The following is a 16,754-nucleotide window of genomic DNA, read 5'->3' as shown; positions in this document are numbered from 1 at the left end:
CCGTAGGTCGGCTTTCGCCCGCAGGGCGAACGCCGACGGCGGACTCCGACGTTCCCGCATGGTGTCGGCGTTCGCCCTGCGGGCGAAGGCCGACCTACGCAGAAAAAATCACGCGGGCCAGTTCGGAGGCCGCGGTGCGGCTCTCCAGAGGCCGGCCTTCCAGAGTGGCTACCGGCCTGACGCCCAGGCTGTTGGTGACGGCGATCTCCGTGGCATGCAGCAGTTCCTCGACCGTCACGGGGCGCTCGACCACCGCCAGGCGCTCGATCGCCAAGCCGCGCGCGATGCCCGGCAGCGCTCCCTCGGTGGCGGGCGGAGTCATCAGCACGCCGTCGATCACGGCGAAGACGTTGCCGACGGTGGCCTCGGCCAGGCGGCCGCGGGTGTTCAGAAGCAGCGCGTCGTCGGCGCGGCGGTCGACCGCCTCGCGCCGGGCCAGGATGCCGTCGAGATAGTTCAGGCTCTTGAGCCGGGAGAGCGGTGACAGCTCGTTCCGGCAGGTCGAGCGGGCGATCACCGCGCGGGCCGGCGCCGGGGGCGGGGAGGCCGGAGCCGCCGTCGCCAGCAGCGTCGGCCGGGGCGTGTCGGGCGGCGGCAGGCCGCGCGGCGCCGGTCCCCGCGTCAGGGTCAGCCGTACCGCCGCTTCCGCCCATTCCGTCTCCGCCAGCAGGGAAGCGATCCCGGCGGCGATTTCCGGTGTCTCCATCGGCAGCGGAATGCCCAACACCGCCGCCCCGTCGGCCAGCCGCGCCAAGTGGCGATCCAGGTGGCAGGGGCGCCCGGCCGCGACCCGGATCGTCTCGAACAGACCGTCGCCCAGCGTGAAGCCCCGGTCGGCCGGGTCGATCCGCGCCACATCCGCTTCGGTCAGCGCACCGTTCAGCCAGATTTTCACTCCGCCCTCCATTCCGGATCCGCCGCGCGCAGCAGCGGCGTGATCTTGACCAGCATTTCCTCGTACTCCCGCGCCGGGTCGCTGTCGGAGACGATGCCGCCGCCGGCATGGGCGGCGATGCGGTCCGGCATCACCATCAGAGTGCGGATCAGGATGCTGCTGTCCATGGCGCCGTCGAACCCGATCCAGGCCAGCGCGCCGCAATAGGGGCCGCGTCGGCAGGCCTCCAGCTCGTCGATGATCTCCATGGCGCGGATCTTCGGCGCGCCGGTGACCGATCCGCCGGGAAAGGTGGCGCGCAGCAGGCCGACCGGGCCGACGCCGGGGCGAAGCTCCGCCTCCACCACCGAGACCAGGTGATGGACGCTGGCGAAGCTCTCCAGCGCGTACAGGCTGGGCACCGTGACGCTGCCGGTCCGGGCGACGCGCCCCAGGTCGTTGCGCATCAGGTCCACGATCATCAGGTTCTCGGCGCGGTCCTTGGCGCTGGCGGCGAGGGTGCGGGCATTGCGCGCGTCCTCCTCGGCCGTGGCGCCGCGCGGCAGGGTGCCCTTGATCGGCCGGGTCTCGACATGGCCATCGGCCGACAGCTTCAGGAACCGTTCCGGCGACGCGCTCGCGAGGCCGAGCCGGGAGCCGCAGGCGGCATAGGCCGCGAACGGCGCGGGACTCAAGGCGCGCAGGCGCCGGTAGAGGTCGAAACCGCCCAGTGCCGCCGGCCGGCCGGCGGTGAAGCGGCCGGTGAAGTTCGCCTGGAAGATGTCGCCGGCCCGGATATAGTCCAGCACCCGGCCGACCCGCCGCTCGTATTCGGCCCGCGTCAGCTCCGCCCGCCACGGCCCGGCGGAAGGGGACGGCTCCGCCGGGGCGGGAGGTGCGGCTTCAAGCCGGGCGGCCACCGCGTCCAGCTTTCCGGTCCCGCCGATCGAGGTGATCCAGCAGCGCCGCTCCCGGTGGTCGAAGGCGACGACCACGTCGTAGAGGCCGATCGCCATGTCCGGGATGCCGAGGTCGTCGCCGTGGCGGCAGGGCAGGCGCTCCAGATGGCGGCCCAGGCCGTAGCCCAGGAAGCCGGCCGCGCCGCCGCACCAGGGCGCCGGCCCAGCGCCGGGAGCCATCGGGGTCCGCCCCAGCTCGGCCTCCAGCACGGCGAAGGGATCGCCCGTTGCCGGCAGCCCGTCCACATCGACGCCGCCCGGGCCGGCCAGGATCGTGCGGAAGGGCTCGACCGCGAGGTAGCTCCATCGGCTGCGGGCATCCCCGTCCGCGGCGCTGTCGAACAGCACGGCGAAGGAGTCCGACGCCCAGGGGGCGAAGGCCGGGACGGGGTCGCGCCAGTCGATCTCTCGGATGATCATGGTCTCGGACGATGTCGCGCTTTGAGAGAAAAATGACGCATTTGCGGAGGCCCGGCCAGTCCGTCCGTCGCACCATCGGCTTCGGGCGGGACGAGCGCCCGATTGCCGCGGGAGAGCCTTTGCATGTCGACGATGGTTGCATCCTCTTTGGAAAGCCTGCTCCGGCGGCGCAAGCCGGGCTATAGCCTGGAAGCGCCGTTCTATACCAGCGGCGAGATCTTCGAAGCGGACCTCGACATCATCTTCCGGCGGCACTGGATCTATGTGGGCGTCGAGCCCGACGTGCCGGAGCCGGGCGACTGCATGGTGGTGGATATCGGCGCCGCCTCGGTCATCATCGCCCGCGACGACGACATGGGCCTGCGGGCCTTCCACAATGTCTGCCGGCATCGGGGCGCCCGGCTGGTGCTGGACGAGAAGACGACGGTCGGCAACATCGTCTGCCGCTACCATCAATGGACCTACGGCCTGGACGGCTCGCTGCTGTTCGCCGAGCACATGGGGCCGGGCTTCGACACCGCGTGCCATGGCCTGAAGAAGGTCCATCTGCGCAACGTCGCCGGCCTGATCTTCATCTGCCTGGCCGCCGAGCCGCCGGCCGACATCGAGGACATGGCGCGCGACCTGGAGCCCTACATCGCACCCCACGACATCGCCAACGCGAAGGTGGTGCAGCAGATCGACCTCATCGAGGAGGGCAATTGGAAGCTCACGATGGAGAACAACCGTGAATGCTACCACTGCTCGGTCAATCATCCCGAACTGACGATCCCGCTGTTCGCCTACGGCTTCGGCTTTGCGCCGGACGAGGTGGACGACGTGGGGCGCGAGCAGATCGCCCGCTACGACGGCTTGGTCCGCGACCTGGAGGCCCGGTGCGAGGCGCGGGGCATCGGCGCGCGGGAGGTGGACCATCTGGACGACCGGGTGACCGGCTACCGCGCCCAGCGCCTGCCGATCGACCAGCACGGCGAGTCCCAGACCATGAACACGCAGGTGGCCTGCAAGAAGCTGCTGGGCGGGTTGAACGACGCCAAGCTCGGCGGGCTGTCGGTCTGGACCCAGCCGAACTCCTGGCACCATTTCATGAGCGACCACATCGTGACCTTCTCGGTGCTGCCGCTCAGCCCGGAGCGCACGCTGCTGCGCACCAAGTGGCTGGTCCACAAGGACGCGGTCGAGGGCGTGGACTACGACCTGCGCAACCTGATCTCGGTCTGGGCCGCGACCAACAACCAGGACGGCGAGCTGGTCGGCTATGCCCAGGCGGGTGCCCGCAGCCCGGCCTACGAGCCCGGCCCCTATTCGGTCCATACCGAGATGCTCGTCGAGAAATTCACCAACTGGTATGTCGGCCGCATGTCGGCCCATAACGCCGCCCGCGGTCCGGGCGACGGCGCACGCTGAGATGAGAGCAGGAAACCGGTGATGCTGATGAGTGACGCACCTGTCCTGGAGACCTCCGCGGAAGACGCCCTGGCCTCCCAGGTCACCCGGGAGCTGCCGGGATGGGACCCGGAGATCGACGACGTCCTGGTCTGCCGGCAGGTCCGGGACGAGACCCATGACGTCAGGACCTTCGTCTTCTCGGCGCGGGAGCCGCGCCTGTTCCGCTACAAGCCCGGCCAGTTCATCACCCTGGACCTGCCGATCGGCGGGCAGGTGATCAACCGCTGCTACACGATCTCCTCCGCGCCGACCCGCGGCCACCTGATCTCCATCACGGTCAAGCGGGTGCCGGGCGGCCCCGTCTCCAACTGGCTGCACGACACCCTTAAGCCGGGGATGGAGCTGCGCGCGGTCGGCCCGCTGGGGGACTTCACGGCGATCGACCATCCGGCACCGAAATACCTGTTCCTGTCCGGCGGCAGCGGAATCACGCCGCTGATGTCGATGGCGCGGACGTACCACGACCTTGCCCAGGACCGGGACATCGTGTTCGTCCACAGCGCCCGCAGCCCGGCCGACATCATCTTCCGGACCGAGCTGGACCTGATGGCGCGCAACCTGCCCCGGTTCTCGACCGCCTATGTCTGCGAGACGACGGGCACCGAGCGCGCCTGGAGCGGCTTCCGGGGGCGGCTGACCCTGCCGATGCTGCGGCTGATCGCGCCGGACCTGGAGGAACGCACCGTCTTCACCTGCGGCCCGGCGCCCTACATGGCGGCGGTACGGGCGATGCTGGCCGAGGCCGGCTTCGACATGCGGCGCTATCACGAGGAGAGCTTCGACTTCGCGACCCTGGCCGAGGTCCAGCCTGATGCGGCGGCGGCTTCTGCTGTGGTGCCGGTGCCGCCCCCCGAGGCGGTCGCGCGCACCTTCCGGGTGGAGTTCGCCAAGACCGGGCGGGTGATCGAGTGTGATGCCGGGACGTCCATCCTGAGCGCCGCGCGGATGGCGGGCATGCGCCTGCCGTCCTCCTGCACCAAGGGATTGTGCGGCACCTGCAAGAGCAAGCTGGTCGCCGGCACCGTGGACATGCAGCACGGCGGCGGCATCCGCCAGCGCGAGATCGACGCCGGGCAGGTGCTGCTGTGCTGCTCCAAGCCGACCAGCGACGTGGTGGTGGACCGGTAGGCGGGGAACCGGTCGGCGGATCGGGTGCTGTCGCCCCGGGGTAAGGCCGGAAACGTCATCATCTGTCGTCATGCACCGCGGCTCCGTCGGCGAGTTCGGGGCGCGGGCGTGGGTCCCACTTCTTCCCGTGCCGGTGGGTCGCGCGGCACCGGCACGGGCGGCTGGCCGCGGGCTGCGTGGACATGAAGCACGGTTTCGGAGTCCGCCGGCGCGATCGTCGGCACCCCTGGGGTAAGGCCGTGAATGTCATGATCCGTCATCACTCGCCGTAACCTCCTGCGAGCACCCGGGCCCGGCTCCTCCATCGGCCGCCGTCCGTCGCCGAACCCGGCACGATGCCCCATCCGTCTTCCGGTTTTCTCGCGGGTACGCCTGGGAAGGCCAAGCAGGCCCGGATCGCTGGCATGCCCGGCCGGAAGTTTCCGGGTGGCGGGCGTGTGCCGGGACGGCGGTGTCGGGCATGGCGGGACCCTTCGGGAGAGTTGGATGATAGGCTTTTACACCTATTATCATGAGATTTCCATCCCGTTCATCGGGGTGGGGTTTCTTCCGGCGTGAAACCGTCAGGTTGATTGCCGCCCGGCCATTCGCCGGTGCCGGGGCGATCCAATCAGGCGGGCAAGGATCTGGTTGCCCCGGCATATCCACTCCGACCCCTTTTCCTGGCTTATGGAGAGCCCCGGGATTGTCATGAAAACTTTGAAGGCATCCGTATTTTCTCAACCTAAAGCTTCGCCTTCGTGCCATCCCTGAGATACAACTCACAGATATTCCGGCCCGGAGCATAGACAATCCGGGTTCGTGGCCTCGGCAACTCGCGTCCGCACCGGATGCCGCGGCTTTTGTTTGTCTGGCACGTTGAGGTTTGGCTCTGAATGAAGTCGCGTTTTTCGCGTAAGTGGTTCCTTTTCCTCGTCACAGGTCTGTTCCTTCTCGGCGGCGTCTATGCAGGTTATCTCAAGATGCGCGGCATTCCGGGCTGGTTGAGCTACGAGGCGGCCGAATCCGAGCCGACGCGGCGGGACGAGGCGCTCCGGTCGGCGTTTCTCGATCCCGCGGCCGGGGTGGAGGAGCGGTACGAGGCTTTGTTCACCTACTTCATGGAAGGATACATGACGTACCGCTCGCCCGGGGGCGAACGGGTCCAGTACCCCGGCGCGCCGAGCGGGGCGGGGTATGCGATCAACGGTTTCGAAGGGTTCGCCAGGACGGCGGTCCTCGCGGCGGCCTGGATCCATTCCGGCCGCGATCCCGTGGTCCGGCTCGGCGGCGGCATCGGCGAGGTGGATCTGGTCGAGGTCCTGCGGGCCGGGGTGCTGGCCGGGACGGACAGGGAAGGCGACGCCTACTGGGGCGACCTGCGGGATTACAACCAGCGCACCGTCGAGGCCGCCGATGTCGCCCGCATCCTGTGGATGACCCGGGAGCGCATCTGGGACCGCCTGACCCCCGCCGAGCGGGACCGGATCGGCGCTTGGCTGTCCCCGGCCCTGACCGTGAAGGTCCGCGACAACAATTGGCACTTCTTCCCCCTGATGGTCGGCATCGTGCTGAAGGACCTCGGCGTCCCTGGCGCCGAGGTTCCGCTGCACCACTACAAGACCTTCATGGGGCATTACCGCGGGCATGGCTGGTTCTTCGACAACCCGGAAGGCATCGACTTCTACAATGCGTGGGGCATCAGCTACGAACTGGCCTGGATCCGGATGGTCGATCCCGACTTCGACGCCGACTTCAACGCGGATGCCCTCCAGGCGTCCACCTCCAACATCCTCCACCTGATCAGCCCCAAAGGCGTTCCGATCATGGGGCGCAGCATCTGCTACCGTACGGCGATCCCGGCCGCCGTCGTGGCGGAGGCCGCCGCAGCGCCCGAGAACGTGGCGCCGGGACGGGCGCGCCGGGCGCTGGACGCGGTGTGGCGGCACTTCGTGGAGCGGGGCGCCCTCCGGGGCGGGCAGCTGACCCAGGGCTATTACGGCCAGGATCTCCGCTTCGTCGAGCCCTATACCGGCACCGGAAGCTGCCACTGGGGCTTGCGGTCGCTCGTCATGGCCTTCCTCCAGCCGCCCGGCTCGCCCTTCTGGACCGAGCCTGAGCAGCCCCTGCCCGTCGAGGTCGCCGACTACGACCTGGATCTGGAGAAGATCGGCTGGAAGGTCTCCGGGCGGCAGGCGACCGGCGACATCACGATCGAGATCCCCGCCAACCCGGACGTCGAGCATCCGGTCGGCGGCCACACGCTGCTGCGCCGGACGATGGAGCACCTCACGATGCGCCTGTACCGGCCCTACAACCACGCGGTCAAGTACGACGGCAGGTTCTACTCGACCGCCGAACCCTATCCGACGCGGCAGTAGGAGAGGGCGACCGGCTGGCTTCCCGCCTCCTCCAGGATCCACTTCCTGAACACCTCGCGGCTTTCGCCGGCCGGTCCCGGAACCGGCGCGCCTTCTCCCGCCTCGACGATGAAGTAGCCGCGGTCGGCGCGCTCGACTGGGGCGCCGAGCGTGGCCAGCTGGCCGCCCTTCACCAGCGAGTCGATCAGCGGCGACCAGCCCAGCGCCACGCCCTGGCCCATCAGCGCCGCCTGCAGCACCAGGGGATAGTTGTTGAAGGTCAGGTCTAGGCCGGCCGGCCGGCGGCCCGCCACCCCGCGAAGCTCGAACCAGTCGCGCCAGGACAGCCAGGGCGCCGCATCCGAGCTTTCCAGGTGGAGGAGGGGCAGGGACGCCAGCAGTTCCGGGGGGGCGGAAAGGCCTGATCCGTCGAGGAAGCCCGGGCTGCAGATCGGGACCACGATCTCCGGGAACAGGCGGCGGGCGGTGCAGCCGGGCCAGGCGCCGGTGCCGAAACTCACGGCCACGTCGATCGCCTCACGCCGGATGTCGATCGCGTCCTGCGAGGTGACGATGCGGACGTCCAGGTCGGGCATCCGTTCGCGCAGTTCCGCCAAGCGGGGCATCAGCCACCACGCCGCGAAACCGAAATCGGTCGCCACGTTCAGGACCCGGCGGCCGCGCCCGGCCCGGATCGCGGCCAGCACGGCGCCGATCTCGTCCAGTCCCCGGCGCACCACTTCGAAAAGGCGGCCGCCCTCGGCGGTCAGGGCCACGCCCCGGTGGAGCCGACGGAACAGCGGCACGCCCAGGTCCGCTTCGAGCCAGGCGACCTGATGGCTGACCGCCGATTGGGTCACGCCCAATTCGCGCGCCGCCGCGCTGAAGTTCAGGTGGCGTCCGGCGGCCTCGAAGAAGGCCAGGGGCTGGAGCGGCGGGCGGCGGTTCGACATGAGCGGTCCTCATACCATCATGATCAACGAGCGGCTTCACATCGACCGCATTCGCCTGGAATTCTACGCACAGGAAGTTCCGGAACGGAATTCCAGGGGATGCGCGGGCGCGGATCATCGGGCGGAATGGCATCGCCGGATGGAACGTTTCGCCCGGCCGGGGACTTACCTCGACGTCGGACGATGACCGGGCTTGACCCGGTCATCGTCCGACGTGCGGTGAGCAGGCACAGCAGAGAAGGGTGGATTGAATGTCAGGGCGCACTGCGGGCCGGCCGAACATACTGATCCTCATGGCCGATCAACTGACACCGGGGGTGCTGGCGGCCTATGGCGGCGGACCGGCGAAGACGCCGCATATCGACGCGCTGGCGGCCGGCGGGGTCACCTTCGAATCCGCCTATTGCAACAGCCCCCTGTGCGCGCCGTCGCGCTACGTCTTCATGTCCGGCCGGCTGCCGTCGGCGATCGGCGCCTACGACAATTCGGCGGAGTTCCCGTCCGACGTCCCGACCTTCGCCCATTACCTGCGCCATGCCGGGTACCAGACCATCCTGTCCGGCAAGATGCATTTCTGCGGGCCGGACCAGCTCCACGGGTTCGAGCAGCGTCTGACCACCGACATCTATCCCGCCGATTTCGGCTGGACTCCGGACTGGAGCGATTTCGACCACCGGCCGTCCTGGTACCACAACATGGGCTCCGTCATCGACGCCGGGCTGTGCGTGCGGACCAACCAGCTCGATTTCGACGAGGAGGTGGTGTTCGAGGCGCGGCGCAAGCTGTTCGACATCGCCCGCGGGCGCGACGACCGGCCGTTCTGCATGGTCGTGTCGATGACCCATCCCCATGATCCCTACGCGATCACCGAGGAGTACTGGAACCGGTACCGCGACGACGAGATCGCGCCGCCGCGCATCACGATCCCGCCCGACCGGCTCGATCCCCATTCCCGCCGGCTGCGGCATGTCTATGACATGGACAACGCGGAGATCACGGAGCGGCACGTCCGCAACGCGCGGCGGGCCTATTACGGGTCCGTCTCCTTCATCGACGACCAGATCGGGCTGGTGATGCGGTCCCTGCGCGACAGCGGCCAAGCGGAGAACACCATCGTCGTGCTGCTGTCCGACCATGGCGAGATGCTGGGCGAGCGCGGGCTCTGGTACAAGATGAGCTTCTTCGAGCCGTCCTGCCGCATCCCGCTGATCGTCCATGCGCCCGGGCGCTTCCAGGCGCGGCGGGTGGCGTCCTCCGTCTCCTCCGTCGACCTTCTGCCCACCCTGACGGAGATCGCCCATGACGGCGCCGCCCCGTCCTTTGCTACGCCGATCGAGGGCCGCAGCCTGCTTCCCCACCTCCAGGGGACCGGCGGCCACGACGAGGCGATCGGCGAATACCTTGCGGAGGGTGCCGTGGCGCCTGTCGTCATGATCCGGCGCGGGACCGAGAAGTTCGTCCACTGCCCGGCCGACCCCGACCAGCTCTACGACCTGGCCGACGATCCGGACGAGCTGGTCAACCTGGCGGAGCGGCCTGAGGCGGCCGACACCGTCGCCGCCTACCGGGCGGAGGTCGCCCGGCGCTGGGACCTGCCGGCGCTGCACGCCCGGGTGCTGGAAAGCCAGCGGCGGCGGCACCTGGTCTATGACGCGCTCTGCCACGGCGAGCGCCGGTCCTGGGACCACCATCCGCCGAACGACGCCTCGCGGAAATACATGCGCAACCATATCGATCTCGACGAGCTGGAGGCGATGGCCCGCTTCCCGGCGGTTCAACGACCCTGAGCCGCCGATCTTGGGAACAGATGCGAAAGGACCGACGATGAAGGCAATGAGCGTGGCGGCAGGCATGGCGCTTGCCGGCTTCCTGGCGGCGCTGCCGGTGGCCCGGGCCGAGGCGGCGGACCCGGCCTCCTGCAAGCTGGTCCGCATGTCCGATCCGGGCTGGACCGACATCACCGCGACCAACGCGGTCGCCGGCATCCTGCTGAAGGCGCTGGGCTACGAGCAGAAGGTCGAGACGGTGGCGGTGCCGATCACCTTCCAGGGCCTGAAGACCGGCCAGATCGACGTCTTCCTCGGCAACTGGATGCCGGCCCAGAGCCACCTCGCCGGCCCCCTGCTGGAGAACAAGGAGGCCGACCTGCTGCGCGCCAACCTGGAGAACGCCAAGTTCACGCTGGCGGTGCCCAACTATGTCGCGGAGGCCGGCGTCCGCAGCTTCGCCGACCTGGACAAGTTCGCCGACAAGTTCGAAAGCAAGATTTACGGCATCGATCCCGGGGCTCCCGCCAACCAGAACATCGACCGGATGATCGGGGCCGACGCCTTCGGGCTGGGCGACTGGTCGCTTGTGCCGTCGAGCGAGCAGGGCATGCTGGCCCAGGTCAACCGCAAGGCCCGGCGGGACGACTGGATCGTGTTCCTCGCCTGGGAGCCGCATCCGATGAACGAGAAGTTCGACATCACCTATCTCAGCGGCGGCGACGAGTATTTCGGGGCCAACTACGGCGGCACCACGATCAACACCCTGGCGCGCCGCGGCTATGCCCAGGACTGCCCGAACGCCGGCAAGCTGTTCAGCCAGCTCGCCTTCACCACCGACATGGAGAACGCGATCATGCAGGGGATCGAGGACAAGCGGCAGGATCCCACCGTGGCCGCGGCGGAAGTCCTGAAGGCCGATCCCGAGCCGATCGCCGCCTGGCTCGACGGCGTCACCACCCTGGGCGGCGAGCCGGCGCTCCCGGCGGTCAGGCAGGCGCTGAAGCTGGACTGACCGACGGCAGGGCCGGTCCGGGAAGCAGCCGGCCCACCGTCCGGATCACCTCTTCCGGCAGGAACGGCTTCCGGAGCGTCGCCCGGGCGCCGAACTGTTCGGCATGTCGCAGGAAATCGCAGCTGCCGAGCCGTCCGCCGCCCGAGATCGCCATGATCGGCAGGTCCGGGAGAATGCGCCGCAGTTCCCGGATCGTCTCGATCCCCTCCTTGGTCGGCATCAGGATGTCGCAGATCACGAGGTCCGGCCGGCAGCGGGCGACCTCGCCGAGTCCTTCCTCGCCGTTGGCGGCCTCGGCGACGCGGTAGCCGGCCCGGGTCAGGATGCGGGACAGTGTCAGCCGGACCAGCTTCTCGTCGTCGATCACGACGATCGTCTTCGCCTGGGCGGGGTCGGGAAGGGAATCCATTCGAATACCTGTCGCTGTTCGTCAGATGAAGTCGCAGGGGACGGGTTCCAGGCCGGCCGCCTCGAGGGCGGGCAGGTGGATATCGAACACCGTGCCTTCGCCGGGCCGGCTCCGGCACTCGATGCGGCCGCCATGGCCGGTCACGATGCCGTGGACGACGGCAAGGCCGAGGCCCGTGCCTTCGCCGACCGGCTTGGTCGTGAAGAAGGGTTCGAAGACGCGCGCCAGGACCGCCTCGTCCATGCCGGATCCGGTGTCGGCGACGCTCAGGCGGACCTCTCCGCCGGCGGCGGCCACGGTCACGGTGACGGTTCCGGCACGGTCCCCGATCGCCTGCGCGGCGTTGGTCACCAGGTTGACGACCACCTGGTGGAGCTGCGACGGATCGGCCATGACCTGCGCTCCGGAAGCGCAGCGGAAGTCGACCGTGACGGTGGGCGGCAGCGCGTGGCGCAGCAGTTCCCAGGCGGAGCCGAGCAGGGCCCCGACATCGACGGGCCTGCGCTCCGGCGTTTCCTTGCGGCTGAAGGCGAGGATCTGGCGCACCAGGTCGCGGGCCCGGGCGGCGCCATGGACCACCACCTCCAGGTCGGCGCGCTCCGCGCTGCCGGGGGGAAGGCTTTCCAGCACGCATTCGGTCAAGCCGAGTACGGGCACCAGGGCGTTGTTCAGGTCGTGGGCGATGCCGCCGGCCAGGGTGCCCAGCGCTTCCATCTTCATCGCCTGCTGCAGCTGCCGTTCGAGCTCCAGCCGCTTGGCCTCGGCCCGGCGCTGCTCGGTGACGTCCTGCAGGGTCCCGATGATCGCGACGGTCCGGCCGCCGGACAGGACGGGCTCGCACTTGCAGCGGCAGCGCCGCGTACCGCCGTCCGGCCGGGTGATGTCGAACTCGATGCCGGGGGGCGACGAGCCGGCGACCGCCTCGTCCAGGAAGCGCCGCAGGTCGCCGCGGATCTCCTCGCCCACCAGTTCGAAGATGTTGGCGACCGTCGGACGGTACGCCATCGGCTGGCCGAAGATCCGGTACATCATGGGCGACCAGAGGACCCGGCCGGATACCAGGTCCAGCTCCCAGCTGCCCATGCGCGACACGGTCTGGGCCCGGGTCAGGTGCTGCTCGTCGCGGCAGAGCCGCTCTCCCGCCGCGCGCAGGGCCTCGGTCGCCCGGTCCCGGCGGTGCATCTGGCCCAGAAGCATGACGGTCAGCCCGACCACGCCCAGCCCCGCCGCCAGCCAGACCAGGGCGTGGCTGCGGGCGCCGAGGCGCCAGTCGGCCAGCGCCTCCTCGACCGAGACGCCGACCACGGCGCCGAGCGACAGGCCGTCGATGGTGCGGATGCCCATGATCCGGTCGACGCCGTCGAGCGGCGTTTCCGCGTGGAATGTTCCGACCCCGGCGTCGGGCAGGACGTCGCGGAACAGCATCCCGGTCGATACGTCGCCATAGGCGCCGGACCGGCCGTCCGGAAGTTCGAGCGTCATCACGCGCTCGCCGGAATAGAGTGCCACGAGCCCCAGGTCCCCGATCCTGAGGGTCCGGTAGAACGCCTGGAAGTGCCGGAAGTCGATCACCGCCACGAGCACGCCGGCAAAGGCACCCTCGACCGTCTCGACCCGCTGGCTGATCGGCAGGACCACGTTCTGGGAAACCAGGCTCGGCACCGCCGATCCCATCAGCAGGCCGGTTTCGCCGGCGGCGTGGCGGCGGAAATAGTCGCGGGACGAGATGTCGGCCGAGGGGGGCAGTTCCCTTCGCGTCGAGGCGACCAGCAGCCCGTCGGCCCCGATGAACGACAGGGCGCCCAGGTAGGGCAGGCTGTTCGCGTTCTCCAGCAGCACCCGGCGTACCCGGTCCGGCTGCAGCGTGTCGGCCCGGGTGCTCATGCGCAGGTGGAAGGCGGTGGCGGCCAGCACGGCCCCGACGGCGGAGGCGGTCTCCCGCGTGTGCGCCTCGAGCACCCGGGAAAGCCGGTCGGCGGTCGCCGTCGCGCTGGCCAGGGCCGCGGCCCGGTCCTGCCGCAGCTGGAGCAGCAGCATGAAGCTGAGCAAGCTGACGATCCCGAGGCCGAATGCCTGGGCGGCCCAGCGCTTTCGGTCGGACCTGCGCAATCCTCCGGACCTGTCGCGCGGTCCCATGCGGAAGTATTCCCTGTCTGGCGGTAGGATGTCCCTGCGGACAGAAAGGATTGTATGCTCAGTAAGTATTAATATTTTATGCGCGGCCCGGTATGCTGAAGCGCCCGGTCCGGAGCAACCGGGCATCAATGTTGTTCAGCAAGCTGGAAGCCCCGATACCCGGGGCGCAATGCCATGGACCAGACGCGATGAAGCTGCCAGCCGCCGTTCTTCTCCTGCTCGCCTGGGCGGTGGGACATCCCGTTCCCGCCCCTGCCGCCGAACCCGCGGCGCAGGACCGCCGGTTCGTCGAGCAGGCGTCGCGCGCCGGCCTCGTCCGGCTGGAAACCGCGGAGCAGGCGCTGGCCAAGGCCCATGACGGGCGGGTCCGGACCCTGGCGGAGCGGGTCGTCGAGGACCAGGGGCCGATCAACCAGGAACTCACCGTGCTCGCCGGTGACGCGGGGATCGCTCCGGCACCCGCCGGGGCATCGCCGGACCCGGCGCCGAACGGCCTGCTGGACCTGACGGGTGCCGCCTTCGACCGGGCCTACCTGGAGACCGAGACGGCGACGCAGGAGACGCTGATCGACCTGTTCGACCGGCAGTCGCGGGAGGGCGCCGATCCGGCGCTCCGCACTTTCGCGGCGAACCACCTGCTGTCGCTGCGCGACCACCTGGAGATCGCCCGCTCGCTCGGCGACGAGCTGCCGCCCGCGGCGGCCGGGGAATAGGCGTCATGACCGCCGCCCGATGGCTCGCCCTGCTGCCGGTCCCGCTGTTCCTGCTGTCGGCCTGCGCCACCGCGGAAGGGGCGGGGTCGTCGGTCGGCTGCGGCCGCCCGCCGCCGGCCACGCCGCCGGACAGCGTCGTGGTGGACGGGCGGGAGCGCGCGCTGATCGCCGATATCCCGGCCGGCTACGAGCCGGGCCGGCCGCACCGGCTGGTCGTGGCCTTCCACGGGCGGACCAACGACAATGCCCAGGTCAGGGGCTATTACGGCCTGGACAAGGCGGCCCGCGAGCCGACCCTGTTCGTCTATCCCCAGGCCCTGCGGCAGGCCGACGGCACCTTCAGCTGGTCCGATCCCGGAGACCGGTCGGGGAGCCTGCGGGACTATGCCCTGTTCGACGCCGTCGTGGCCCGCTTCGCCGGGAGCTACTGCGTCGATCCCGACCGCATCTTCGTGGTCGGGCATTCGCTTGGGGCGTCGTTCGTCAACAGCCTGGCCTGCGCCCGCGGCGACCGGATCCGCGGCGTCGGCAGCGTCGCCGGGGGGATCGTGCCGTCCCGCTGCCGGGGCAGCGTCGCGGCGCTGATGCTGCACAACCCGGCGGACGAGCTGGTCCCGATCTCCGAAGGCGAGCGGGCCCGCGACACGCTGGTGGCCCAGAACGGCCAGGACGCGGCCTCCCCGGAGCCGGCCGGGGCCGGCGCCTTCCGGTGCGAGCGGTTCGCCGACCGCGATCCCGCCAACCCGGTGCTGTGGTGCCCGCACGACCGCGACCTCAATGCCCGCGGACGCTATTATCCGCACCAGTGGCCGCCGGGGACCGCGGAGGCGATCATGGACTTCTTCCAGGGTCTCCGCTGAGCGTCAGGCGAGGAGCAGCACCATCACCTGGGGCGCCAGGATGCGCAGGCACATCACCAGGGGGTAGACGGTCGCGTAGGCGAGGGCGGGCGCCTCGCTCCGGGCCATGGCACCGGCGAAGGCCAGAGCGGGCGGGTCGGTCATGGATCCCGCCAGCAGGCCGCACAGGCTCAGATAATTGAGCCGCATCGCCAGATGGGCGAACAGCGCCACGGCCATGAGCGGGACGATGGTGATCAGCGCGCCGCAGGCCATCCAGGCCAGCCCGTCGCCGTGGACCAGGGTATCGACGAAGCGGTCCCCCGACCGGAACCCCACGACAGCCAGGAACAGCACGATGCCCAGCTCGCGCAGCGCCGTGTTGGCGACCGGCGGCATGAACCAGACCAGCGGCCCGACATGGCCCACGCGGGCCAGCAGGATCGCCGCGATCAGCGGCCCGCCGGCGAGCCCCAGCTTCAGCGGCGCGGGCAGTCCCGGCACCGCCAGGGGCACGCTGCCCAGCAGCAGCCCCAGCAGGATGCCGAGGAACATCGGCACCAGATGGACCTGCTGGAGCCGGCGTTCCGAATTGCCCAGCACGCCCGCGACCTGCCGGATATGCTCCGGCGTGCCGATGACGTTGACGATGTCGCCGAACTGGAGCCTGAAGGCGGGATCGGGCACCAGCTCGACCCCCGACCGGACCACGCGCGAGATGCGGACGTCGTAGGTGTCCTGGACGTTCAAGGCCGCGATCGACCTGCCCAGCACCTGGGAGTTGGTCACCACCACCCGCGCCCAGGCGAGGTCGGTTCCCTTGGTGGTGAGCTCGAGGTCGCTCTCCGGCCCCAGCACCGACCGCATTCTGAGCAGGCCGGGCTTCGGCCCGACGAGGTGCAGCACGTCGCCCGCCTGGAGCAGGGTGCCGTCGTGGGGCACCCGCAGCCTGCCGTCCCGCATCATGCGCGAGACGATCACGCCGCAGCCCGCCAGTCCGGGCAGGTCGCCGATCGCCCGGCCGCCCAGCGCCTCGTTTCGGACCGCCACGTTCATGGTCTCCAGCGCCGCCACCTCCGACCGCCGCCGCTCCTCGAAGGCTCGGGCCGCTTCGGCCGGGTCGAGCCGGAACAGGGCCTTCACCGCCAGCATGGTGATCAGGATGCCGGCGATGCCGAAGGGATAGGCCATGGCGTAGCCCAGGCTGGGCAGGGCCAGCATCTCCGGCGCGGCGCCGACCTCCTTCAGCACTTGCTGCGCGGCGCCCAGCGACGGCGTGTTGGTCACGGCGCCGGAGAACAGGCCCAGCACGACCGGCAGCGGCAGCCCGCCCGCCAGATGGATCGCGACCGCCGTCGCGGCGCCGAGCCCGACCATCGCCGCCGCCATCAGGTTGAGCGCCAGGCCGGACCGCTTCAGCGCGGAGAAGAAGCCGGGGCCGACCTGGATGCCGATGCTGTAGACGAACAGGATCAGCCCGAACTCCCGCGCGAAGTCGAGCATGGCGTGGTCAAGCGACACCCCCGCCAGCTTGGCGGCGTGCCCGACCGCGATCCCGGCGAACAGGACGCCGCCGATCCCGAGTCCGACGCCGCCCAACCTGATCTCGCCCAGGGCCAGACCCAGCACGGCGACGAGGCACAGCATCAGCATGACCTGGGCGACGGCCGGCAAGTCGCCGATCAGGCCGGTCAGAAGTTCCATGGGCGGGGATATCCCGGTCGGTCAGGGGAGGGTACGTACGGCGGCAGGGA

13 protein-coding genes are annotated in these 16,754 nt (G+C 69.9%); 7 read left to right on the top strand and 6 right to left on the bottom strand.

Annotated elements, in window-relative coordinates:
• Window positions 1-94: 94 nt before the first annotated feature.
• Both JL101_RS24705 and pabB read right to left on the bottom strand, forming a co-directional pair.
• Window positions 95-895, bottom strand: a complete 801-nt coding sequence (locus tag JL101_RS24705; RefSeq protein WP_228435141.1) for an aminotransferase class IV — start codon at window positions 893-895, stop codon at window positions 95-97.
• Complete coding sequence (pabB, locus tag JL101_RS24700) at window positions 892-2,253, bottom strand: aminodeoxychorismate synthase component I (RefSeq protein WP_203099661.1); 1,362 nt, start codon at window positions 2,251-2,253, stop codon at window positions 892-894. The genes JL101_RS24705 and pabB overlap by 4 nt, the downstream gene beginning before the upstream one ends.
• Window positions 2,254-2,376: 123 nt before the next feature.
• Between pabB and JL101_RS24695 the strand changes: the two genes are divergently transcribed.
• The 3 genes from JL101_RS24695 (at window position 2,377) to JL101_RS24685 (ending at window position 7,190) form a co-directional block, all read left to right on the top strand.
• Window positions 2,377-3,660: an aromatic ring-hydroxylating oxygenase subunit alpha gene (locus tag JL101_RS24695; protein WP_203099660.1), complete on the top strand. Its 1,284-nt coding sequence runs from the start codon at window positions 2,377-2,379 to the stop codon at window positions 3,658-3,660.
• 27 nt (window positions 3,661-3,687) lie between these two features.
• Window positions 3,688-4,830 (top strand): hybrid-cluster NAD(P)-dependent oxidoreductase, encoded by a 1,143-nt coding sequence (locus tag JL101_RS24690; protein ID WP_203099659.1) that lies wholly within the window; start codon window positions 3,688-3,690, stop codon window positions 4,828-4,830.
• 875 nt (window positions 4,831-5,705) lie between these two features.
• A complete protein-coding gene (locus JL101_RS24685; RefSeq protein ID WP_203099658.1) occupies window positions 5,706-7,190 on the top strand; it encodes a DUF2264 domain-containing protein in 1,485 nt (494 codons plus the stop codon).
• Here the strand turns inward: JL101_RS24685 and JL101_RS24680 are convergent.
• Entirely contained in the window at window positions 7,172-8,122 is a 951-nt protein-coding gene (locus JL101_RS24680; RefSeq protein WP_203099657.1) for a choline sulfate utilization transcriptional regulator, read from the bottom strand. The genes JL101_RS24685 and JL101_RS24680 overlap by 19 nt on opposite strands.
• Window positions 8,123-8,415: 293 nt before the next feature.
• On the opposite strand from JL101_RS24680, the gene betC reads away from it, so the two are divergent.
• Both betC and choX read left to right on the top strand, forming a co-directional pair.
• Window positions 8,416-9,909 carry a choline-sulfatase gene (gene betC, locus JL101_RS24675; RefSeq protein WP_407697354.1) on the top strand — a complete coding sequence of 498 codons (1,494 nt, stop codon included), beginning with the start codon at window positions 8,416-8,418 and terminating at the stop codon, window positions 9,907-9,909.
• A gap of 37 nt (window positions 9,910-9,946) precedes the next feature.
• Entirely contained in the window at window positions 9,947-10,903 is a 957-nt protein-coding gene (gene choX / locus JL101_RS24670; RefSeq protein WP_203099655.1) for a choline ABC transporter substrate-binding protein, read from the top strand.
• Here the strand turns inward: choX and JL101_RS24665 are convergent.
• A complete protein-coding gene (locus tag JL101_RS24665) occupies window positions 10,878-11,312 on the bottom strand; it encodes a response regulator (protein WP_211111238.1) in 435 nt (144 codons plus the stop codon). The genes choX and JL101_RS24665 overlap by 26 nt on opposite strands.
• Window positions 11,313-11,333: 21 nt before the next feature.
• The gene (locus tag JL101_RS24660) at window positions 11,334-13,448 is read right to left on the bottom strand and encodes an ATP-binding protein (protein ID WP_203099654.1); all 2,115 of its coding nucleotides are present in this window, start codon (window positions 13,446-13,448) and stop codon (window positions 11,334-11,336) included.
• A 188-nt stretch (window positions 13,449-13,636) separates the two neighbouring features.
• Between JL101_RS24660 and JL101_RS24655 the strand changes: the two genes are divergently transcribed.
• On the top strand, window positions 13,637-14,161 hold the full coding sequence (locus JL101_RS24655) for a DUF4142 domain-containing protein (protein WP_203099653.1): 525 nt from the start codon (window positions 13,637-13,639) through the stop codon (window positions 14,159-14,161).
• Window positions 14,162-14,166: 5 nt separating this feature from the next.
• A complete protein-coding gene (locus JL101_RS24650; RefSeq protein ID WP_203099652.1) occupies window positions 14,167-15,021 on the top strand; it encodes an alpha/beta hydrolase family esterase in 855 nt (284 codons plus the stop codon).
• 3 nt (window positions 15,022-15,024) lie between these two features.
• Here the strand turns inward: JL101_RS24650 and JL101_RS24645 are convergent, their stop codons facing one another.
• Entirely contained in the window at window positions 15,025-16,704 is a 1,680-nt protein-coding gene (locus tag JL101_RS24645; protein WP_203099651.1) for a putative transporter, read from the bottom strand.
• Window positions 16,705-16,754 lie beyond the last annotated feature (50 nt).

Origin of the sequence: Skermanella rosea (assembly GCF_016806835.2) — a bacterium.
In the GTDB taxonomy this organism is placed as follows: domain Bacteria; phylum Pseudomonadota; class Alphaproteobacteria; order Azospirillales; family Azospirillaceae; genus Skermanella; species Skermanella rosea.
The sequence above is the reverse complement of the archived record's forward strand: the minus strand, read 5'-3'. Positions and strand labels throughout refer to the sequence as shown.